The organism is Microbacterium altimontanum (assembly GCF_058349865.2).
Window position 1 is genome coordinate 1 of the sequence record NZ_JBYRJB020000009.1, and the last position, 20,300, is coordinate 20,300.

Here is a 20,300-nt window from a genome sequence, read left to right on the forward strand (position 1 = left end):
ACCACCTACCGGGTCCCCAACGCCCTGCGCCGCTGGCTGGGCGCCCGCGACCCGGTGTGCACCTTCCCCGGCTGCGGACGCCTCGTCCGGGACTGCGAGATCGACCACCGCATCGAATGGCACCAAGGCGGCACCACCGACGCCGACAACACCGGACCACTGTGCAAATCCCACCACCGGGTGAAGACCGAAACACGGTGGAACATCACCACCACACCCGACGGCACCGTGCAGTTCCGTTCGCCCACCGGCATCACCACCGACACCGACCCACCACCCTGGTAGACCATGGCCGGGGGCTCCGGCCCGCCTGTGGATAACTCCGACGTGTCATGCGATCGGGTCGCTACCGTGGTGCATGTGTCTCGTCGTCTCGCAGGGCTCACCATCGCCGCCGTCTGCGCGCTCGCGCTCTTGACCGGCTGCACACCGCAGCCCACCGAAACGCCGACTCCGACGCCCCGTTTCACGAACGAAGCACAGGCCTTCAAGGCCGCAGAGGAGACCTATCGCGCGTACGTCGATGCAGTGAATGCCCTGGATACGCTGGACCCAGCGACCTTTGAATCGGCCTATGACTGGACCACCGGCGAGGCGTTGGCCGCGGACAAGAAGAACCTCACCCGCTACTACTCGAAGGGCATCTCGAAGACAGGTGCAATCGTCATAGAGCTGATTGCTCCTCGGGACGTCAACGCCGGACCGATCTTCGGTTTCCCTGGATGTCTGCGAGAACGTCTCCGGAGTCGACCTCATCGATAAGTCCGGTGTATCGATCGTGGCCGCCGATCGCCCGGACGTGCAACAGAACGTTGTGACGTTGAAAGCGTCTAGCTCATAACAAACGGGCTTCCTCGTCGAAAGCGAATGGAAACGAACGGATGGACCCTCGTGTTCACCGGGCTGAGGCGATCATCGCTGCTCGTCGCCACACTTCTGATCTCCATTATTGGCATGAGCGGAGCGGAAGACCCTCCGGGCGGCGGTCTTGTGGGTGGGCTGGAATCGGAAGCCGCATCTGACGGGACCTCGGTGACCGTGACCGGTCAGAAGCATCAGCCGGGTCGCGATCCAGCGCCTGCCACGCCTCGTCAGTACCGCGGCACGACAGACAACGGAGGCTCACACGACGACACCGTCCACGCTCCGTCCACCGACCCGCTGACTGCGGTGGACTGCGAAGACCCTGCGACCCCGTGCCGCCTCAACGGCCCGTCCCCGTCGCCGAGCCCGACCCCGAAGGCGACAACCATCCCGGCGGTGACTCTCACCGACCTGGTCTCCTTCCGCCCCACCCCACCGACCCTGATCAGCGAACCCGACCACATCGGCATCGCCGGACTCCCCCAGAACCTCATCGCCCACACCACCACCCAAACCCTCCACGGACACCTGTTCGACCTGCCCGTCACCGTCCGATTCACCCCACACCACTACACCTTCACCCCCGGCGACGGCACCACCCACACCCACCACACCGGCGGCACCACCTGGGCCTCCACCGGCAAAGCCCAATTCACCCCGACCCCCACCAGCCACACCTACACCCACCGCGGCACCTACCCCGCCACCGTCACCGTCTCCTACACCCCCACCGTCACCTTCGACAACACCACCTGGCAAACAGTGCCCGGCTACATCACCGCCACCAGCAGCACCCAACGCATCCGCATCCTCGAAGCACACACCGCCCTCGTCGCACACACCTGCACCGAAGACCCCACCGCACCCGGCTGCTGACCCACACCCCACCCCCACACGCACCCCAACCCCCGCCCGCAAGCCCACTCACCGCACCGCCCGGACGTCGCCGAATCAGGCACAGCAACGGAATCAGGCAGATCCCGCCACGATCCGCCTGAATCCACACCATCGCCTGAACTCGCGACACCCCACGACGCAACACCGACGCTGACCCGACTTCCGCGCAGTCCGGACGTCACCGAATCAGGCACAGCGACAGATTCAGGCAGATCGCGCCACAATCCGCCTGAATCCACACCATCGCCTGAAGTCGAGATGCCCAGGACGTAAGCCCGGCTGCCGACCCACGGCAAGCGCTGCTGCGCCGCGACTCACTCGTCGCGCAGCACGTCCAGCGCGTGTTGGAAGTCGGCGGGATACTCCGACGCGAACTGCACCCACTCGCCCGTACCGGGGTGGGTGAACGCCAACTGGTGGGCGTGAAGCCACTGCCGCGTCAGGCCCAGCCGAGCCGACATCGTCGGATCCGCTCCGTACAGCGGGTCGCCGACGCACGGGTGCCGATGCGCCGCCATGTGCACGCGGATCTGATGCGTACGCCCGGTCTCGAGGTGGATCTCCAGCAGCGCCGCGCCCCGGAACGCCTCGATCGTCTCGTAGTGCGTCACCGAGTCCTTGCCGTCGGGTGTGACCGCGAACTTCCACGGATGCGACCGGTGCCGGCCGATCGGCGCGTCGATCGTCCCGCTCAGGGGGTCGGGATGCCCCTGCACGACGGCGTGATAGATCTTCTCCACGGTCCGTTCCTTGAACGCCCGCTTCAGCTCGACGTACGCCCGCTCGCTCTTGGCGACGACCATCAGCCCGCTCGTTCCGGCGTCCAGCCGGTGCACGATCCCCTGCCGTTCGCTCGGGCCGCTCGTGGCGATCCGGAACCCGGCCGCCTTCAGCGCCCCGAGCACCGTCGGGCCTTCCCATCCGAGCGACGGATGCGCCGCCACACCGGCGGGCTTGTCGACCACCACGATGTCATCGTCGTCGTGCACGATGCCGAGGTCCGGCACGGCGATCGCCTCGACAGCGGGCTCTGACTTCGGGGTCCACGTCACCCCGACCCACGAACCGGCGTGCAGCCGGTCCGATTTCCCGACCGTGCGGCCGTCGACGCTCACGCCCCCGCTGTCGGCGACCTCGGCGGCGAAGGTGCGCGAGAAGCCGAGCATCTTCGCGAGGGCGGCGTCGACGCGGATGCCGTCGAGCCCGTCGGGAACCGGGAGCGTACGGGACTCCACGTCAGTCCTCGGCCGCGCTCTCGGCCTTCGTGCGCTTCTCCCGGGTGCCGTCGAGCCGCACGCCGACGAGGACGAGGATGGCGACCCCCACCATCATCGTCGTGATGAACATGTCGGCCACGTTGTAGGTCGCCGGCATCATCCACGGTGTGTTGATGAAGTCGACGACATGTCCCACCGCGAAGCCCGGCTCACGAAGCAGCCGATCGCTGAGGTTCCCGAGCACCCCGCCGAGGAGGAGCCCCAGCACGATGGCCCAGGCGCGGGAACGCACCCGCGTGCCGACGAGCCAGATGATGACGAGCGCCACGACAGCCAGCGCGATCGTGAAGACCCATGTCACGTTCTCACCGATCGAGAACGCAGCCCCCGAATTCTTGATGAGGAAGAAGATCAGGAAGTTGCCGATCACACGCACCGGCTGCTCGAGCGGCAGGTGCTGCAGCGCGAGGTACTTGGTGAACTGATCGGCGGCCAGCACCAGCACTGCGAGGATCACAGTGATGGTGCCGGCCGCCGCCGTGCGCAGTGGGGCGCGGCCGCTCAACGACCGGGCCTAGCGGCCGACGGCCGAGACCGACGCCGAGCCGCTGCTGCTCGCAGTCGAGTCGAGGTCGCGCAGCTTGCCTTCGATGTAGCTGCGGAGCTGGCTGCGGTAGTCGCGCTCGAAGTTCTGCAGCTCGGAGATGCGGCCTTCCAGCGCCGCGCGCTCCTTCTCGAGCCGCGCGATCTCCTCACGACCACGAGCCTCCGCGTCGGACACGATCGACGCGGCCTGGGCCTGTGCATCGGCGATGAGCTTGTCGCGCTGCGCCTTGCCCTCTGCGACGTGCTCGTCGTGCAGACGCTGCGCCAGCTCGATGATGCCGGCGCTCTGGTTCGCGCCGCCCGTCGCGGCCGCGGGAGCCTCGGCGGGGGCCGGAGCCGGCGCCTCAGCCTGAGCGGGAGCGGCGGCCTGCTCGGCGGCGGGTGCCGGCGTCGCGCCGGACTCGTACGCGGCGAGCTTCGCCTTCAGCTCCTCGTTCTCGGCGAGTGCCTTGCGCCACTCCACGACGATCTCGTCGAGGAAGTCATCGACCTCATCGGGGTCGAAGCCCTCCTTGAACCGGACGTGCTGGAACTGCTTGGTGACGACGTCATCCGGAGTCAAAGGCATTTCTTCCTCTTTCGGGGCTCGTATCAGTGCTGGCCGATGTCAGGATAACCGGCGTTGCCGACCGGTCATATCAGGAAAGCATAGTCGGGGCGCTCGGTGCGACGCGAGCGAGGCGCCACCGCGCGACACGCAGCGGCCGGCCCTCGACCGGCCCGGTGAAGGCTTCACAGCGCCGCGATGGTACCTGTGATCGACAGCAGCACGAAACACGCCAGAAGCACGATGGTGAACGCGAAGTCGATCGCCACAGGACCGATCCGCACCGGCTTGACGAACCGGCGGAGGAGCCGGATGGGCGGGTCTGTGACGGTGTAGACGAGCTCTGCCACGACGAGTCCCGCGCCCTTCGGGCGCCATCCCCTGTCGAACAGCGGGATGTAGTCGAGCACCATCCGTGCGAGCAGGACGATGACGTACAGGAGCAGAAGTCCGTTCAGGACGGCTGCGATGAGGTGGACCGCTCCCACGTCGGACTACGGCTGCGCGAAGGGCGCGACCTCGGGGTCCGCCTGCGCGACGGTGCCGTCGCCGGAGACGGCGACGTTCTCGGGCGAGAGGAGGAACACCTTGCTGGTGACGCGCTCGATGCGGCCGTACAGGCCCAGCGAGAGCCCGCTCGCGAAGTCGACGAGGCGGCGCGCGTCGGCATCGCTCATCTGCGAGAGGTTGATGATCACCGGGATTCCCTCGCGGAAGTTCTCGGCGATCAGCTGCGCGTCGCGGTACTGCTTCGGGTGCACGGTGAGGATCTCGCTCACGGCGCTAGGTGCCGGCTGGCGCACCACGGCAGGGCGGTGGATGGGTGTGACCGGCGCGGCGGGCTTCTCGACGCTCTTCACCGTGCTGCGCGAAGCGGCCGGCTGCTGCTGCTCCGGTTCCTCGTCGTACACGTCTTCCTCGTCGGCGAGGCCCAGGTACACCATGGTCTTCTTGAGCGGGTTCGACATCGCATCCTCCGTTTGCTCGTCTGATTCGAGGCTAAGTGTGCACGGGCCGCGAGCCCGTGATTGCCGTGCCGATCCGCAGGTGTGTCGCACCCGCATCGATCGCCTCGGCGAAATCGGCCGTCATTCCCGCCGAGATCCAGTCGGCATCCGGAACCACCGCGCGGAGGCGTTCCGCGTACCCGGCGAGCCGGGCGAACGCGGCCGCCGGCGACTCGTCCAGAGGCGCGACCGCCATCACGCCCCGCACGCGCAGCGTGCGGCATCCGGCCACATGCTCGGCGAGCCGCTCCAGGCCCTCCGGAGCAACACCCCCGCGGTCGGGGTCGTCGGTGAGGTTGATCTGCAGCAGCACGTCGAGCACTGCAGGGTCGTCCTCGCCGGCTCGCTCGAGCGCGTCGGCGATCTTCTCCCGGTCGAGCGAGTGGACGACGGATGCCGCGGCCCGGATCGCGCGTGCTTTCTTGGACTGCGCCTGCCCGATGAAGTGCCAGCGCAGGTCGGTCAGGTCCGCGAGCTCCTCGCTCTTGGCCGTGAGCTCCTGCTGCCGGTTCTCGCCGACGTCGCGCACTCCGAGACGGTGGAGGTCGGCGACGAGCGAGGCCGGGTGGAACTTCGTGACGACGATGCGCGTGATGGCGGACGGATCGCGCCTCGACGCGCGCGCCGCATCAGCGATGCGCGCGTCGATGTCGGCGAGCCGACCGGCGAGATCGTCCACTTACTTCAGGAAGTCGGGGATGTCCAGATCGTCCTCGCCGAAGGCGGAGTCGAAGCCCGACTCGGCCACGACCGGCACCGGAACGCTCTTGATCTCGTCCGCCGACTCCGACGCTCCGCGCGCGGCATCGTCGGCCGACGTCGTCGGCAGCGCGGGCGCCGCTGCGGGCCGGCTCGTCATGATCGGCTCGATGCGCTGCTGCGGCTCACCGCCGTCGAAGCCCGCCGCGATCACCGTCACACGCACCTCGTCGCCGAGCGTGTCGTCGATCACGGTGCCGAAGATGATGTTCGCCTCGGGATGCGCGGCTTCCTTCACCAGCTGCGCGGCGTCGTTGATCTCGAAGATGCCGAGGTTCGAGCCACCCTGGATCGACAGCAGCACGCCATGCGCTCCCTCGATCGACGCTTCCAGCAGCGGGGACTCGACGGCCAGCTCCGCGGCCTTGATCGCCCGATCGGCGCCGCGCGCCGATCCGATGCCCATGAGAGCCGATCCTGCGCCCTGCATGACCGACTTGACGTCGGCGAAGTCGAGGTTGATGAGACCCGGCGTGGTGATGAGGTCGGTGATGCCCTGCACACCGGCGAGGAGCACCTGGTCGGCGGTGGCGAAGGCCTCGATCATCGAGATGCCGCGGTCGCTGATCTCCAGCAGCCGGTCGTTCGGCACGACGATGAGCGTGTCGACTTCTTCCTTGAGCTTCGCGACGCCGGCCTCGGCCTGGCTCTGCCGGCGACGGCCCTCGAACGAGAACGGCTTCGTGACGACACCGATGGTCAGGGCCCCGATCGACTTCGCGATCTTGGCGACCACCGGTGCACCGCCCGTGCCGGTGCCGCCGCCCTCGCCGGCCGTGACGAAGACCATGTCGGCGCCCGCGAGGGCTTCCTCGATCTCCTCCGCGTGGTCTTCGGCGGCGCGTCGGCCGACCTCCGGGTCGGCACCGGCTCCGAGGCCGCGGGTGAGCTCGCGTCCGACATCGAGCTTGATGTCGGCGTCGCTCATCAGCAGCGCCTGGGCGTCGGTGTTGACCGCGATGAACTCGACACCGCGCAGCCCCAGCTCGATCATGCGGTTGACGGCGTTCACGCCGCCGCCACCCACACCGACCACCTTGATCACTGCGAGGTAGTTCTGGTTCTGGCTCATGCCGGCCTCCGTCTCGTCCCGAACCACGCTGTTAAACCTTCAACCTCATCTAGAGGTTTAAAGAATTGCCCGGTATGCAATTCCTTCGAGTTCGAAGGTAAGCGGAGCACGGCCGTGCACCCGCGAGGACACGGGCGTGTCGCGCAAGTTTCGTCGGCGATTCGGGGGCGGCGCGGTCTCAGCGGACCAGGACCGCGGACGGGCTGGACACGTCGTAGGACGAGACGCCCTTCGGCGGCCGTGCCTTCATGATCTTCTGCAGCACGAGCGCCTTCATCGCGGAGTCGTCGGCGCTGCCCCACACGACGGATGTGCCGGTCTTGCCCAGGGTCAGGGTGACATCGTCCGGCGTGGTCGCCGTGACCTTCGTGACCTGAGAGCGGATGCCCGCGGGCAGCGACCTCACCACCTGACCGGCCGCACGGAACGCCTTCGAGTGCACGCCGGCCCCGATGGAGATCAGCGGCTGGTTCTTCGGGGCGGACGCGGTCGTCGACAATGCGACGCCCGCGGCGTCGACGAGCGTGTACCCCGCCGGACCCTTCACGACCCCGACGGGCGTGCGCTCGACGATCCGCACCACGAGCTCGTGAGGCGGACGCGCCTCGAGCGAGTACGACTGCACGAGCGGGAACGTCACGAGCGCCGCCTTCACGTCGCCCTCGTCCACGAGTGGCAATGGCGTGCCCAGTTCGCCCGTGAGCGCCTGCCGCACTGCGCTGGCGTCGAGGCTGTGGGCGCCCACGACGCTGATCTGCTGCACAGCGAACAGCGGACTGTAGGCGGCGCCGAAGGAGCCCGCGACGAGAACGAGCAGCGAGGCGCCGACGGCGATCCAGATCGCTCGGCGATGTCGCTGGCGCGCCGTGAACCGGCGCACCTCCGCCCGTTCGGTGCGGCGGCGGGCGCGGGCGGCCTTCCAGACCGCGCCGATGCCGACGCGACGTGCGTCGTCTTCCGCGCGTGCACCGGCATCAGACGCCTCCGTCTGTTCCCGGTGTTCCGGATCGAGCGGGATGACGTGCGCCGGGCGCTCGTCGGCGATGCCGTCGTCGGTCTGGGCGGGGACGGTCGGCACGCGCTCCGGCTTGCGCACCGGCGGCGGTGCGGGCAGGGGCGAGGGCCGGCGCACGGCTACTCCCCCGCGGGCACGCGGGTCAGGGCCTCGAGGACCTGGGGGATGATGAGGTTCACGTTGCCGCAGCCGAGCGTGATGACGTAGTCGCCGTCGCGGGCGACCGACGCGGTGTAGTCGGCCGCCTCCTGCCAGTCGGCGACGAAGTGCACCCGATCCTGGTCGGCGAAGTCGTCGCTGACGAGACGTCCGGTGACACCGGGAACGGGATCTTCCCGGGCGCCGTAGACGTCGAGCACGACGGTGTGGTCGGCGAGCGATTCGAGCACCTCGGCGAACTCGCGGTGCATATGCTGCGTGCGCGAGTAGGTGTGCGGCTGATGGACCGCGATGATGCGCCCGTCGCCGACGACGGTGCGAGCGGCGGAGAGCGCGGCGGCGACCTCGGTCGGGTGATGCGCGTAGTCGTCGTACACGCTGACGCCGCGTTCGGTCCCGTGCAGTTCGAAGCGGCGGACGGTTCCGGTGAACCCCGAGAGCGCCGACGCGGCCTCGCCGAGGCCATGGCCCAGCGTGAGGAGCACGGCGACGGCACCGGCCGCGTTGATCGCGTTGTGGGCGCCGGGGACCGCGAGCTGCACGTCGACGCTCGCGCCCGCATGGGTGACGGTGAACGAGACCGGTCCATCGGTGCGGATGTCTGTCACGCGGACATCGGCCGCGGCATCCGTTCCGAAGGTCACGACGTGGGGATGCGTGATGCGCTCGCGCACACGCCGGGCGCCGGTGTCGTCCGCCGAGATGACGACGGCTTCGCGGGCCTTGTCGGCGAACGCCGCGAAGGCTGCGTCGAAGGCGTCGGCGGTGCCGTAGTGGTCGAGGTGGTCGGGGTCGATGTTCGTGATGAGGGCGATCGACGTGTCGTAGAGCAGGAACGTGCCGTCGGACTCGTCAGCCTCGATCACGACGAGGTCGTCGGATCCGGTGGCGCTCGAGGTGCCGAGCTGCGCGATCACTCCGCCGTTGACGAACGTCGGATCGGTGCCGAGCGCCTGCAGCGCGGTCACGATCATGCCCGTCGAGGTGGTCTTGCCGTGCGCGCCCGCGACCGAGACGAGGCGCCGCCCGCCGATGAGCCAGTGGAGCGCCTGCGATCGGTGGATGACCGCGAGGCCGCGCTGCTTCGCGGTGACGAACTCCGGGTTCTCGGGCCAGATCGCGCCGGTGTGGATGACGGTGTCGGCGTCGCCGAGGTGGGCGGCGTCATGGCCGACGTGCACGTCGGCGCCGAGCGCGGCGAGAGCGCGCAGATTGTCGCTGTCGGCGCGGTCGGAGCCGGAGACCCGGATGCCGCGCTCCAGGAACATGCGCGCGAGCCCCGACATGCCGGATCCGCCGATGCCGATGAAGTGCGCGGCGTGGATCTCGTCGGGGATGGGGAGGCTCAAGTCGGGTCTGATCATGTCGGCTCCATCCTAAGTTGGCGCTCCTGATGCGCCGCCCAGGGCGCGCGGCGTCGCACGCGTTGATACGTTTGACCTCGCCGCCCACCACCCCCGGGAGCCCCGCATGATCACGATCGACCCCGAGAGCGCCACGCCGCCGTTCGAGCAGCTGCGCACGCAGTTCGTCGACGCCGTCGCGTCGGGCGCGCTCGCCCCGGGCGAGCGGCTGCCGACGGTGCGCCGCCTCGCCGAGGACCTCAGCCTCGCACCCGGGACGGTGGCCCGCGCCTATCGCGAGCTCGAGGCATCCGGTGTGATCGAGACGCGGGGACGCGCCGGCACGTTCGTCACGCTCGACCGCGACCCCGTGCGCCAGCAGGCCCAGCGCGCCGCGGCGGCGTTCGCGGAGCAGATCCGCTCCCTCAAGCTCGACGCCGACGACGCGCTCTCGATCGTCGCTGCGGCTCTCCGCGCGGGCGGCTAACGCCCCAGCGCCCGGTCGATGTGGACGATGACGTTCTCGGTTCCGCTGCGCGTGCCGACGGATGCCGCGGCCCGCCGCATCGCGTCGAGCGCCGCGCCATCGGCCAGCAGCGGCACCACGTCGCTGCGCACCCGATCGGCGGTGAACTCGCCGTCCGGGATGATCCGCGCCGCTCCCGCCCGCACCGCCGAGGCCGCGTTGAGGCTCTGCTCGCCGTTGCCGACGGCGTACGGGACGTACACCGCCGGGATCCCCAGCGCGCTGATCTCGCTCACCGTGGCCGCCCCCGAGCGTGACACGATCAGGTCGGCAAGAGCGAACGCGAGATCCATCCGATCGACGTACCGGCGCACCGCGTAACCGGGCAGGCCGGGGTCGGCCAGCTCGCTGCGCTCCCCCGTCACGTGCAGCAGCTGCCACCCCGCATCCAGCACGTCCCGCCAGCTGCCGCTGAACGCCTCGTTGAGCCGCTGCGCCCCCAACGACCCGCCGAACACGAGCAGCGTGGGCTTCGCGGCGTCGAGCCCGAAAAGAGCGGATGCCTCGGCCCGCGCCGCGTCGCGGTCGAGCGTCACGATCTCCCGGCGCAGGGGCATCCCGACGACCTCGCCCCGACGCAGCGGCGTCCCGTCGAACGCGACTCCCACGGCCGCCGCGCGACGAGCGCCCAGCACGTTCGCGAGCCCGGGCTTGGCATTCGCCTCATGGACGACGAACGGCACCCTCTCGCGACGGGCGGCGACGTATGCCGGAGCCGACGCGTATCCCCCGAATCCGACCACGACGTCCACACCGCGGTCGCGGATCTGCGCGCGCACCTGCGCGATCGCCTGGCGGAACCGCACCGGGAACGCCGCCGCCGCGCCGTTCGGCCGCCGGGGAAACGGCACCTTGTCCACGAACAGCAACTCGTAGCCGCGCGCGGGGACGAGCCGCGCCTCGAGACCTTCACGCGTGCCGAGCACGAGCACCTGCGCACCGGGCTCACGCTCGCGGAGCCCATCGGCGACGGCCAGCAGCGGATTCACGTGGCCGGCGGTTCCTCCACCGGCCAGAAGGTACGTCGTCACCTGACGACCCTAACGGGTGCGTGCTGGAGGGGTGACGGGAATCGGCCGGGCGGGCGGCTTGGCTGGAAGCGACCGCGCAAACGACAGCAGCACACCGCACGCGATCAGCACCGACACGAGCGACGTGCCGCCCTGCGACATGAACGGCAGCGGCACGCCGAGCACGGGGGCGAGCCGCAGCACGACGGCGATGTTCAGCAGCGCCTGACCGACGATCCACACGATGATGGCGCCCGAGACGATCCGCACGAACGGGTCGTGCGTCTTGCGGATCACGTGGAACACCCCCACGGCGAAGAGGGCGAACAGCACGAGCACGACACAGCAGCCGATCAGTCCCAGCTCCTCGCCGGTGATGGCGAAGATGTAGTCGTTCGCCGCGGCCGGCAGCCAGTCGTACTTCTGCTTCGAGTTCCCGAGCCCGACGCCGAAGAGCCCTCCGCTGGCGAGCCCCCACACGCCGTGCAGCGGCTGATAGCAGTCGCCGTAGTAGTCCGCGAGGCAGTTCGGATTCATGAAGCTCATGATCCGACGCATCCGGTCGGGGCTCGTGACGGCGAACACCGCGAGCGCGGCGAGTCCGCCGAGGAGCGGGAGGATGAAGATGCGCAGCTTCACTCCGGAGAAGAAGAGCGCGCCGAGCACGATGAACAGCAGGATGATCACCGTGCCGAGGTCATGGCCGGCGAGCACCGTGGCCATCACCGCGATCGAGACCGGCACGACCGGGATGAACACGTGCCGCCACCGGCCGAGCAGGGTCTGCTTGCGGAAGAGCACGTACCCCATCCACAGCGCGAGTGCGAGCTTGAGGAACTCCGACGGCTGGGCTTGGAGACCGGCGACCTGGATCCAGTTGCGGTTGCCGTCGTTCGTGACGCCCAGCGGGGTGAACACGAGAAGCTGGAACAGCGTCGCCGCGATGAGAACGGGCCAGGCGGCCTTCTTCCAGAACGACACCGAGAATCTGCTCGCGATGAGCATGATCGGGATGCCGATCAGGGCGAACATCCCCTGCTTGAGGAGCGCCTCGTACGGCGCATCGCCGTTCGCCGTGCCGATGGCGGATGTCGCGGACAGCACCATCACCAGACCGAAGCCGGTCAGCATGAGCGCCGTCGACAGGATCAGCAGGAACTCGCTGGGAACCGGTGCGAAGACCCTTCCCAGCACGACGCGGGCCGAGAGCCCGCGCTGCGGGTCGGCGTCAGGCGGCCCCGCCGGAGGCCGGGTCGTCGTGCTCGTCATCGGCCCCCCTCGAGATCAGCTCATGCACCGCGGCGGCGAACCGTGCGCCCCGGTCGGCGTAGGACGAGAACTGGTCGAACGACGCCGCGGCGGGGGCGAGCAGCACCACGTCCCCGTCACGCGCCACTCCGGCCGCGATCTGCACGACCCGCGCCATGACGTCATCAGTCTCACCGGCGTCGACCTCGATCACCGGCACCGCCGGCGCGTGTCGCGCGAACGCCGTCGCGATCGCCGCCCGCTCGACGCCGATCACGATCGCCGCCTTGGCCGTCGCGCCCCGCGTGGCGACGAGGTCGGCGATGTCGACGCCCTTCAGCTGCCCCCCGACGATCCACACCGCGCCGGGGTAGGCGGCGAGAGAGGATGCCGCAGCGTGCGGATTGGTCGCCTTCGAGTCGTCGATCCAGGTGACGCCGCCGGCGCTGCCCACCACCTCGATGCGGTGGGCGTCGAGACGGAAGCCGTCGAGAGCATCACGGATCGCGCCCGGCTCGACGCCGGCGGCGCGCGCCAGCGCCGCGGCCGCGAGGGCGTTCGCCACGACGTGCGGCGCCGCGAGGCCGCGGTCACGCAGCTCCGCGACCGTGCAGAGCTCCAGCGCGGTCGTGCGCCGCTCCTCGAGGAAAGCGCGATCGACGAGGATGCCGTCCACGACGCCGAGGTCGCTCGGCCCCGGCACGTCGAGGCCGAACCCGATGGCGCGCGCCCCCTCGACCACATCGGCCTCTTCGACCATGCGCATCGTCGCGGCATCCGCTCTGTTGTACACGCACGCGACCCGGGTGTTCGCGTAGACGACGGCCTTCGCGTCGCGGTAGGCCTCGAACGATCCGTGCCACTTGAGATGGTCGGCGGCGAGGTTCAGGCAGACGGCGGCGAGCGGCGAGACCGGGTCGGGCCCGGAGGTCTGGTGCGAGAGGTACCAGAGCTGGTGGCTCGAGATCTCGACCGCGAGCACGTCGAAGCCGCCCGGGTCGCGCACCGCGTCGAGCACCGGCACGCCGATGTTCCCGCAGGGCGCGGCGCGCAGGCCTCCCGCGGCGAGCATCGCGGCCGTCATCTGCGTCGTCGTGGTCTTGCCGTTCGTACCGGTGATCAGCACCCACTCGGCCGGCGTGCCATCGGGCCGTGTCACCTTGTCGCGCACTCGCCACGCGAGCTCGATGTCGCCCCACAGCGCGATGCCGGAGTCGAGGGCCCAGCGCACGACGGCGTGGTCGGGAGCAAAGCCCGGGGATGCGACGATCACCTCGGCGGCGAAGGCGGCGAGCTCATCCGGCACCTCGTCGAGCGGGCCGGTGTGCAGCCGCGCGCCGATGACCGGGAGGAGCCGCGAGTACTCGGCATCCGCGTCCTCGGTCACGACGAGGACGTCCGCGCCCAATTCGGCGAGCGTGTCGGCGACCGAGAAGCCGGTGACGGAGAGTCCGAGCACCGCGACGCGCAGACCCTTCCAGTCGGCATTCCAGCTGGTCAGGGCGTCGAGCCGTGCGGTCATGTCCGGGACAGCCATTCGACGTAGAACAGGCCCACACCCGTGACGGCGAGCATGCCCGCGATGAGCCACATCCGCACCACGATCGTGATCTCGGGCCATCCCCGCATCTCGAGATGGTGGTGGAACGGACTCATCAGGAACAGCCGCTTGCCGCGGGTGAGCTTGAAGTAGAGGCGTTGCAGGATCACGGATCCGGTGCCGATGATGAAGGCGCCGGCCAGCAGAGCGGCGAGGATCTCGGTGTGCGACAGGATCGACATGGCCGCCACGACGCCGCCGATCGCCATCGATCCCACGTCGCCCATGAACACCTTCGCCTTCGGCGCGTTCCACCAGAGGAAGCCGATCAGGGCGCTCACGAAGGAGGCCGCGACGATCGTGAGATCCATCGGGTCTCGCGTCGGGTAGCACGCGGGCTGATACGCGTCGACGAGCCCCTGCCCGCTGCAGGCCTGGTTGAACTGCCAGAACGTCACGAGGCTCATCGCGGCGATCGTGAAGATGCCGATGCCGGTCGCGAGGCCGTCGAGCCCATCGGTGACGTTGGTGCTGTTCGACCAGGCGACGCCGATGAAGCTGATCCAGACGAGGTAGAGGATCCAGCCGACGATCGCGCCGAGCGCGAAGAAGTTCAGCACCGGCACGTCGCGCACGATCGACACCATGCCGGATGCCGGGGTCTGCCCGTAGGGGTCTTTGAAGTTGAGCGCGAGGATCCCGAACGAGACGGTGACGAGCACCTGGCCGAGGATCTTCCGCCAGCCGCTCAGGCCGAGGCTGCGCTGACTGCGCACCTTCATGAAGTCGTCGATGAAACCGACGATGCCGAAGCCGACCATCATCCAGATGACGAGCAGGCCCGAGGCGGTCGGCGGGTTGTTGCCCGTGTAGCAGCCCACGAGGTATCCGACGATCGACGCGAGGATGAAGATCACCCCGCCCATCGTGGGAGTGCCGCGCTTCGCGGAGTGGCTCGGGTTGTGCACGTCCTCGGGGGTGCGGATCACCTGTCCCCAGCCCCAGCGGCGGAACAGCCGCAGGAAGACCGGGGTGAGGAAGAGCGTGAATGCGAGGGAGACCGCAGCCGCTGTCAGGAGGGATCTCACGAGAACGATTCTCCCAGACGATCGCCGAGGAACCGCAGGCCCGCGGAGTTGGACGACTTGACGAGCACGCGGTCGCCGTCGCGCAGCTCGCCGACGAGGTAGTCGTACGCCTCATCGGCGTCGGCGAAGAACACCGCCTCGTCATTCCACGAGCCCTCGCCGACCGCGGCGAGGTACAGGCGCCGCGCTTCCGCGCCGATCACGACGATGCGCTGGATGCGAAGGCGGACGGCGAGCTCGCCGATGCGATCGTGCTCTTCGCCCGCGTACTCCCCCAGCTCGCTCATCGCTCCGAGCACGGCGACGGTCCGCTCGCCGGGGCCGGTGATCTGCGCCAGCGTGCGCAGCGCCGCCGCCATCGAGTCGGGGCTCGCGTTGTAGGCGTCATTGATGATCCGCACCCGGTCGCTGCCCAGGGGCTGCATCCGCCACCGCTCCGCGAGCTCCACGGACTCCAGCCGCGCCAGGGCTGCGGCCGGGTCGACGCCGAGCTCCGTGGCGGCCGTCAGCGCGGCCAGGGCGTTCATGATGTGGTGCGCGCCGAGCACTCGCAGGTGCAGGGGACTCCGCGCGCCGTCGACGGTCACGGTGCAGCGCGTCCCCGACGCATCCGTCTCGATGTTCTCCGCGCGCACATCCGAGGTCGGCGCGGTGCCGAACCAGCGCACGGCGAGTCCGCGCTCGTCGGCGATCCGGGACATGGATGCGACCCGCGCGTCGTCGGCGTTCAGGACGGCGGTGCCGCCCGGGCGGACCGCCTGCACGAGCTCGGACTTCGCCTTCACGGTGCCCTCGATGCCGCCGAAGCCGCCGGCGTGGGCCATCCCGACCATGAGCACGACCCCGACGTCGGGGGTCACGAGCCCCGCGAGCCGGGCGATCGCGCCGGGTCCGCTGGCGCCGAACTCGCACACCAGGAACCGGGTCTGCTCGGTCACGCGCAGCATCGTCAGCGGCGCGCCGACCTCGTTGTTGAACGAGGCGCGGGGGGCGACCGTCTCGCCCTCGTCCTGCAGGATGCGCGCGAGGAGGTTCTTCGTCGTGGTCTTGCCGTTCGACCCGGTGATGCCGACCACCTTCAGGTCACCGACCTCGCGCACGCGCGCGACGACGGTGCGTGCGAGGTCGGCCAGCGCCTGTACCGCATCGGAGACGACGATCTGGGTGACGGATGCGTCGACCTCGTGCTCCACGATCGCGAGCACCGCGCCGCGCTCGACGGCGGCGTCGACGAACAGGTGCCCGTCGGTGGTCTCCCCGGGCTTGGCCACGAAGATCCCGCCGGGCCGGAGCTCGCGGGAGTCGGTGTCGACGTCGCCTGCGACGACGGTGTCGACGGTGTCGGCGCCGACGGTGCGGAGCCGGCCGTTCACGGCATGGGCGATCTGGGCGAGCGTGAGAGCGATCATGAGTGCAGGGGGCCGATCAGCCGAATTTGGGGAGGATCTTCGGCTTCGAGGTGGCGGGCATGACCCGGTACGTCTTCAGAACCTGGGTCATCGCCTTCTTGAAGTAGGGCGCGTTGGCCGAAGACGACCTTACCTTAGTGGGCTCGTTCAGCGTGATCGCGACGAGGTACTGCGGGTCGTCGGCGGGGGCGAATCCGATCATCGTCGTGTAGTAGACGCCCTGCTTGTAGCCGTGGCCGTTGGAGATCTGCCCGGTCCCGGTCTTCACGCCGATCCGGTAGCCCGGGATCTTGATCATGTCCTTGTACGACGCCTGCAGCGCGACGTTCTCGAGGATCTCGCGCATCTGCGACGAGGTCTTCTCGCTGATCACCCGGGTCGACTTCGGCAGCGTCGGGGTGACGACGGTGCCGTCGGCCTTCGTGCACGACTCGACGAGGCGGAGGGGCTTCTTCACTCCCCCGTCGACGATCGCGGTGTACGCGCCGAGCAGCTCGGGGATCGTCGTGGTGAGGCCCTGACCGTACGAGGTGTCGTAGCGCATCTGGTTGTCCCACTCCTGGTACGGGTGCACGATGCCCTGCGTCTGTCCCGGGAAGTCGATCGCGCTGCCCGAGCCGATGCCGAACTTCTTCAGGTAGTCGTATCGCGTCTGCAGGCTGATCCGCTGGCTGAACGTGGATGCGCCGACGTTCGACGAGTCCATGAGCACACCCGCGAGGGTGTAGTCGTAGGTGGGATGCCGCGTGGCGTCGCTCACCCGGGCGCCGTTGGCGAACGTCTTGCGATCGGGCACGACGGCGGTGGAGGTCGGCGACTGGTTCCCCGCGTCGATCAGCGTCGACGCGGTGAGCGCCTTGAACGTCGAGCCGGGCTCGAACTGGCTGTTGAAGATGTGGCTGTTCTTGTACGAGCCTGCCGCGTTGAAGTTGTTCGGGTCGACGGTCGGATACTCGGCAGCGGCCTTGATCTTGCCGGTCTTCACCTCGACCACCGTCGCCGTGGCGTACTGCGCGTGCATCTCCTGCGTCGCCTGCTTGGCCAGCTGCGTCATGTACCACTGCAGATCGGTGTCGATCGTGAGCTTCAGCGTGCCGCCGTCCACCGCAGGCGTCTCGGCCTCGGTGCCCGGGATGATGACCCCGTCCTTGCCGCGCTGGAAGGACAGCTTGCCGTCGGTGGGCTCGAGGCAGGTGTTCTGCATCTCCTCGAGTCCGGTCAGCGGCGTGCCGTCGGAGCCGACGAAGCCGACGAGGTTGCCACCGACCGCGCCGTTCGGGTAGGTCCGCGACGGGCTCGGCGAGCAGCTGATGAAGTCGGCGCCGAGCTCGACGAGCTTGCGATACTGCTCGGTGCTCAGCCCCTTCTTCAGCGGCGCGTACTGGGAGCCGGGGTTCTCGGTCAGCGCATCCGACACGATCTGCCGCACGGTGTCGCCGCTCTGCCCCGTGATGTGCGCGATCTCGTCGGAGAGCTCGGGCCAGGTCACCTTCACCGTGGCACCGTCGTCGGTGCGGCGGGTGATCGTGCGGACGTTCACGGGCGTGAACTGGCAGTTGTAGTCGACGACGCTCGATGCGAGCGGGTCGCCGTTCGCATCGACGATCGACCCGCGGGTGCCCGAGAGCACCTGCGAGCCGGCGAGGCCGAACGACATCGCGTTGTCGATGTTCTCCTTGGCGTTGACGACCTGGATGTCGACGAGGCGCACGACGAACGTCGCGAGGACGATGAGGACGACGGCCAATGCGACCACGGTGCGGCGGCGGGGGCTTCGAGTGCTGCGCGTCGTCATGGTCTCAGTGTGTGCGCACGGTGGGCAGACCGTCGGTCACGGGCACGGGTGTCACCGATTCGGTGGTCGTGCCCTTCGTCGCGCTCCCCGCCGATCCGTCGATGGTCGCGTGCGGATCGGTCACGAGCGGCGTGGCGGCGATGAGCGCGTTGGCGACTCCACCGCGTGCCGTCGGGTCGACCGCCCCGCGGCCGGTGGCGGCCTTGCCGCTGCCGAGCACCTTTCCGTCGCTCAGGCGCAGGTACGCCGGCGATTCGGCGATCACCATGCCGAGCTTGGAGGCGTTGGCGGCGAGGTACTGCGGCGAGCTGAGCCCGGTGATCTCGTCGTCGAGGATCTGCTTCTGCCACGTGAGCTGCTTCTGCTGCGCGCTCAGCCGCGACACCTCGTACGAGGTCTGCGTCGTCATGACCGACAGCACCATCTGCGCTCCCACGATCGCGAGGGCCCCGGCGACGGCGACGAGGCCGTACATCATCCGGGGGCGGCGGCGGCGTGAGGGCTGTTCGACGGCGTGCAGCCGCCGCCCGCTGCGCTCATCGGGGACGACCCAGGGCCGTGCGGTGGCGAGCTGCGTGCTCATGAGTTCTCCTTCACGGCATCCGGTCGCACACGCTCGGCGGCGCGCAGTCTCACCGGGGTCGCACGCGGGTTCCGTGCGCGTTCTTCGTCGCCCGCGAGTTCGGCGCCCTTGACGAGCGACCGGAACCGGGGGGCGTGCTCGGGCAGTTCGACGGGGAGGCCGGCCGGGGCGGTGGACGCCGTCGCCAGCGCGATCGCCCGCTTGACGAGGCGATCCTCCAGCGACTGATAGGACAGGACGACGATCCGCCCGCCGACCCGCAGCGAGGCGAGCGAAGCGGGGATCGCCCGCTCGAGGGCGGCGAGCTCGCCGTTCACCTCGATGCGCAGCGCCTGGAACACGCGTTTGGCGGGGTGTCCGGCGCGCTGCACGGCGGCAGGCGTGGCATCCGAGAGGATCTGCACGAGCTGGCCCGACCGCAGGATCGGCTCCTCGGCGCGGGCGGCGATGATCGCGCGCGCATAGCGCCCGGCGAGCTTCTCCTCTCCGTAGCGCTCGAAGATCCGCCGCAGGTCGCCCTCGCCGTAGCCGGCGAGCACATCGGCCGCCGTCGTCCCCGCCGTCTGGTCCATGCGCATGTCGAGGGGCGCGTCCTGTGCGTAGGCGAACCCGCGGTCGGCTTCGTCGAGCTGCAGCGACGAGACGCCGAGGTCGAAGAGGATGCCGTCGACGGCGTCGTGGCCGGCGCCCGCGATGGCGTCGGCGATGCCGTCGTACACCGTGTGCACGAGCGTGACGCGGTCGCCGAAGCGCTGCAGCCGCTCGCCGGCGATCCGCAGGGCGTCCTGGTCGCGGTCGAGGCCGATCAGCCGCAGCGTCGGAAAGCGCTCCAGGAACGCTTCGGAGTGGCCGCCCATGCCGAGGGTGCCGTCGACGAGCACGGCGCCGTCGCCGCTCAGCGCGGGGGCGAGCAGCTCGACGCAGCGGGCGAGCATGACGGGGGTGTGGATGTCGCGGATGTCCATAAGCGTGACCGGCGCCGTGCCCGATCCCGGATCCTGATCCCCATCCGCTCTGACCTGGCGCCGGGGAAGTGCGTCAGGGCGTGAGCGGCTGGGCATCACGAACAGGGATCAGAACAGCCCGGGGATCACCTCCTGCTCCATCTCGGCGTAGGTCTCCTCGTTGCCGGCGAGGTAGTCGTTCCAGCTCTCGGCATCCCAGATCTCGGCGTGGGCGCCGACACCCGTGACGACGAGCTCCTTGTTCAGCCCGGCATAGGTCCGCAGCGGAGGGGGAATCGTGATGCGGTTCTGGCTGTCGGGCTTCTCGGCGCTCGCGCCGGAGAGGAACATGCGCAGGAAGTCGCGTGCCTGTTTGTTCGTCAGCGGGGCCTCGCGGATCCGCTCGTGAACCCGCTCGAACTCCTCGGTGGAGAAGACGTAAAGGCACCGCTCCTGCCCACGGGTGACCACGACGCCCGCGCCGAGATCGTCCCGGAACTTCGCGGGCAGGATGACCCGGCCCTTGTCGTCGAGCTTGGGATTGTGCGTGCCCAGCAACATCGCCGAATCACCCCCCTTCGTCCGGCCCCCCTGAGGTTGTTCGCCACTTTACTCCACTCTCCTCCACTTCACCACCATTCCGACGTCGATTCCTCCACTGGCGCTCCCCG

At 69.3% G+C, this 20,300-nt stretch carries 22 protein-coding genes; 4 read left to right on the forward strand and 18 right to left on the reverse strand.

Features of this window, described 5'->3' with window-relative positions:
* The 3 genes from AC3RX1_RS15155 to AC3RX1_RS15165 all read left to right on the forward strand — a co-directional run.
* A partial coding sequence (locus AC3RX1_RS15155; RefSeq protein ID WP_491502098.1) for an HNH endonuclease signature motif containing protein occupies positions 1 to 285 on the forward strand: 285 nt, incomplete at its 5' end.
* Between the two features lie 75 nt (positions 286 to 360).
* Entirely contained in the window at positions 361 to 762 is a 402-nt protein-coding gene (locus AC3RX1_RS15160) for a hypothetical protein (RefSeq protein ID WP_491502099.1), read from the forward strand.
* Between the two features lie 498 nt (positions 763 to 1,260).
* Positions 1,261 to 1,740, forward strand: coding sequence for a hypothetical protein (locus tag AC3RX1_RS15165; RefSeq protein WP_491502100.1), 480 nt, complete (start codon positions 1,261 to 1,263; stop codon positions 1,738 to 1,740).
* 335 nt (positions 1,741 to 2,075) lie between these two features.
* On the opposite strand, the gene AC3RX1_RS15170 is transcribed toward AC3RX1_RS15165, so the two are convergent.
* From AC3RX1_RS15170 to murC, 9 genes are all read right to left on the reverse strand, one after another.
* The gene (locus tag AC3RX1_RS15170) at positions 2,076 to 2,996 is read right to left on the reverse strand and encodes an RluA family pseudouridine synthase (protein WP_491502101.1); all 921 of its coding nucleotides are present in this window, start codon (positions 2,994 to 2,996) and stop codon (positions 2,076 to 2,078) included.
* A gap of 1 nt (position 2,997) precedes the next feature.
* Positions 2,998 to 3,543 carry a signal peptidase II gene (gene lspA, locus AC3RX1_RS15175; RefSeq protein ID WP_491502102.1) on the reverse strand — a complete coding sequence of 182 codons (546 nt, stop codon included), beginning with the start codon at positions 3,541 to 3,543 and terminating at the stop codon, positions 2,998 to 3,000.
* Positions 3,544 to 3,552: 9 nt separating this feature from the next.
* A complete protein-coding gene (locus AC3RX1_RS15180) occupies positions 3,553 to 4,152 on the reverse strand; it encodes a DivIVA domain-containing protein (RefSeq protein WP_491502103.1) in 600 nt (199 codons plus the stop codon).
* Positions 4,153 to 4,316: 164 nt separating this feature from the next.
* Complete coding sequence (locus AC3RX1_RS15185; protein ID WP_491502104.1) at positions 4,317 to 4,619, reverse strand: YggT family protein; 303 nt, start codon at positions 4,617 to 4,619, stop codon at positions 4,317 to 4,319.
* 6 nt (positions 4,620 to 4,625) lie between these two features.
* The gene (locus AC3RX1_RS15190; RefSeq protein ID WP_491502105.1) at positions 4,626 to 5,099 is read right to left on the reverse strand and encodes a cell division protein SepF; all 474 of its coding nucleotides are present in this window, start codon (positions 5,097 to 5,099) and stop codon (positions 4,626 to 4,628) included.
* A 31-nt stretch (positions 5,100 to 5,130) separates the two neighbouring features.
* Positions 5,131 to 5,817: a YggS family pyridoxal phosphate-dependent enzyme gene (locus tag AC3RX1_RS15195; RefSeq protein ID WP_491502106.1), complete on the reverse strand. Its 687-nt coding sequence runs from the start codon at positions 5,815 to 5,817 to the stop codon at positions 5,131 to 5,133.
* On the reverse strand, positions 5,818 to 6,969 hold the full coding sequence (gene ftsZ, locus AC3RX1_RS15200) for a cell division protein FtsZ (protein WP_491502107.1): 1,152 nt from the start codon (positions 6,967 to 6,969) through the stop codon (positions 5,818 to 5,820). It abuts the gene before it with no gap.
* A gap of 178 nt (positions 6,970 to 7,147) precedes the next feature.
* Entirely contained in the window at positions 7,148 to 8,101 is a 954-nt protein-coding gene (locus tag AC3RX1_RS15205) for a cell division protein FtsQ/DivIB (protein ID WP_491502108.1), read from the reverse strand.
* A 2-nt stretch (positions 8,102 to 8,103) separates the two neighbouring features.
* A complete protein-coding gene (gene murC / locus AC3RX1_RS15210; RefSeq protein WP_491502109.1) occupies positions 8,104 to 9,507 on the reverse strand; it encodes a UDP-N-acetylmuramate--L-alanine ligase in 1,404 nt (467 codons plus the stop codon).
* Positions 9,508 to 9,613: 106 nt separating this feature from the next.
* On the opposite strand from murC, the gene AC3RX1_RS15215 reads away from it, so the two are divergent.
* The gene (locus tag AC3RX1_RS15215; protein WP_491502110.1) at positions 9,614 to 9,973 is read left to right on the forward strand and encodes a GntR family transcriptional regulator; all 360 of its coding nucleotides are present in this window, start codon (positions 9,614 to 9,616) and stop codon (positions 9,971 to 9,973) included.
* Here the strand turns inward: AC3RX1_RS15215 and AC3RX1_RS15220 are convergent.
* The 9 genes from AC3RX1_RS15220 to mraZ all read right to left on the reverse strand — a co-directional run bounded on the left by AC3RX1_RS15220 (position 9,970) and on the right by mraZ (position 20,190).
* Positions 9,970 to 11,043 carry a UDP-N-acetylglucosamine--N-acetylmuramyl-(pentapeptide) pyrophosphoryl-undecaprenol N-acetylglucosamine transferase gene (locus tag AC3RX1_RS15220; RefSeq protein ID WP_491502111.1) on the reverse strand — a complete coding sequence of 358 codons (1,074 nt, stop codon included), beginning with the start codon at positions 11,041 to 11,043 and terminating at the stop codon, positions 9,970 to 9,972. The two genes, AC3RX1_RS15215 and AC3RX1_RS15220, sit on opposite strands and share 4 nt — an antisense overlap.
* Positions 11,044 to 11,052: 9 nt before the next feature.
* Positions 11,053 to 12,291 carry a putative lipid II flippase FtsW gene (gene ftsW, locus AC3RX1_RS15225; RefSeq protein WP_491502112.1) on the reverse strand — a complete coding sequence of 413 codons (1,239 nt, stop codon included), beginning with the start codon at positions 12,289 to 12,291 and terminating at the stop codon, positions 11,053 to 11,055.
* Positions 12,251 to 13,792: a UDP-N-acetylmuramoyl-L-alanine--D-glutamate ligase gene (murD, locus tag AC3RX1_RS15230; RefSeq protein WP_491502113.1), complete on the reverse strand. Its 1,542-nt coding sequence runs from the start codon at positions 13,790 to 13,792 to the stop codon at positions 12,251 to 12,253. The genes ftsW and murD overlap by 41 nt, the downstream gene beginning before the upstream one ends.
* A complete protein-coding gene (gene mraY / locus AC3RX1_RS15235; RefSeq protein ID WP_491502114.1) occupies positions 13,789 to 14,898 on the reverse strand; it encodes a phospho-N-acetylmuramoyl-pentapeptide-transferase in 1,110 nt (369 codons plus the stop codon). The genes murD and mraY overlap by 4 nt, the downstream gene beginning before the upstream one ends.
* Positions 14,895 to 16,307, reverse strand: coding sequence for a UDP-N-acetylmuramoyl-tripeptide--D-alanyl-D-alanine ligase (locus tag AC3RX1_RS15240; protein ID WP_491502115.1), 1,413 nt, complete (start codon positions 16,305 to 16,307; stop codon positions 14,895 to 14,897). The genes mraY and AC3RX1_RS15240 overlap by 4 nt, the downstream gene beginning before the upstream one ends.
* A gap of 16 nt (positions 16,308 to 16,323) precedes the next feature.
* Positions 16,324 to 18,102, reverse strand: coding sequence for a peptidoglycan D,D-transpeptidase FtsI family protein (locus AC3RX1_RS15245; protein ID WP_491502116.1), 1,779 nt, complete (start codon positions 18,100 to 18,102; stop codon positions 16,324 to 16,326).
* Positions 18,103 to 18,106: 4 nt separating this feature from the next.
* Positions 18,107 to 18,685, reverse strand: a complete 579-nt coding sequence (gene ftsL, locus AC3RX1_RS15250) for a cell division protein FtsL (RefSeq protein ID WP_491502117.1) — start codon at positions 18,683 to 18,685, stop codon at positions 18,107 to 18,109.
* On the reverse strand, positions 18,682 to 19,650 hold the full coding sequence (gene rsmH, locus AC3RX1_RS15255; RefSeq protein WP_491502118.1) for a 16S rRNA (cytosine(1402)-N(4))-methyltransferase RsmH: 969 nt from the start codon (positions 19,648 to 19,650) through the stop codon (positions 18,682 to 18,684). Before rsmH ends, ftsL begins: the two co-directional genes overlap by 4 nt.
* Positions 19,651 to 19,758: 108 nt before the next feature.
* Entirely contained in the window at positions 19,759 to 20,190 is a 432-nt protein-coding gene (gene mraZ, locus AC3RX1_RS15260) for a division/cell wall cluster transcriptional repressor MraZ (protein WP_491502119.1), read from the reverse strand.
* Positions 20,191 to 20,300 lie beyond the last annotated feature (110 nt).

Bases quoted from the DNA above. Each gene is read 5' to 3' on its own strand.
- AC3RX1_RS15180 (WP_491502103.1), bottom strand. From the start codon at position 4,152: ATGCCTTTGACTCCGGATGACGTCGTCACCAAGCAGTTCCAGCACGTC.
- AC3RX1_RS15190 (WP_491502105.1), bottom strand. From the start codon at position 5,099: ATGTCGAACCCGCTCAAGAAGACCATGGTGTACCTGGGCCTCGCCGAC.
- ftsZ (WP_491502107.1), bottom strand. From the start codon at position 6,969: ATGAGCCAGAACCAGAACTACCTCGCAGTGATCAAGGTGGTCGGTGTG.
- murC (WP_491502109.1), bottom strand. From the start codon at position 9,507: ATGATCAGACCCGACTTGAGCCTCCCCATCCCCGACGAGATCCACGCC.
- AC3RX1_RS15215 (WP_491502110.1), top strand. From the start codon at position 9,614: ATGATCACGATCGACCCCGAGAGCGCCACGCCGCCGTTCGAGCAGCTG.
- ftsW (WP_491502112.1), bottom strand. From the start codon at position 12,291: ATGACGAGCACGACGACCCGGCCTCCGGCGGGGCCGCCTGACGCCGAC.
- murD (WP_491502113.1), bottom strand. From the start codon at position 13,792: ATGACCGCACGGCTCGACGCCCTGACCAGCTGGAATGCCGACTGGAAG.
- AC3RX1_RS15240 (WP_491502115.1), bottom strand. From the start codon at position 16,307: ATGATCGCTCTCACGCTCGCCCAGATCGCCCATGCCGTGAACGGCCGG.
- AC3RX1_RS15245 (WP_491502116.1), bottom strand. From the start codon at position 18,102: ATGACGACGCGCAGCACTCGAAGCCCCCGCCGCCGCACCGTGGTCGCA.
- ftsL (WP_491502117.1), bottom strand. From the start codon at position 18,685: ATGAGCACGCAGCTCGCCACCGCACGGCCCTGGGTCGTCCCCGATGAG.
- rsmH (WP_491502118.1), bottom strand. From the start codon at position 19,650: ATGGACATCCGCGACATCCACACCCCCGTCATGCTCGCCCGCTGCGTC.
- mraZ (WP_491502119.1), bottom strand. From the start codon at position 20,190: ATGTTGCTGGGCACGCACAATCCCAAGCTCGACGACAAGGGCCGGGTC.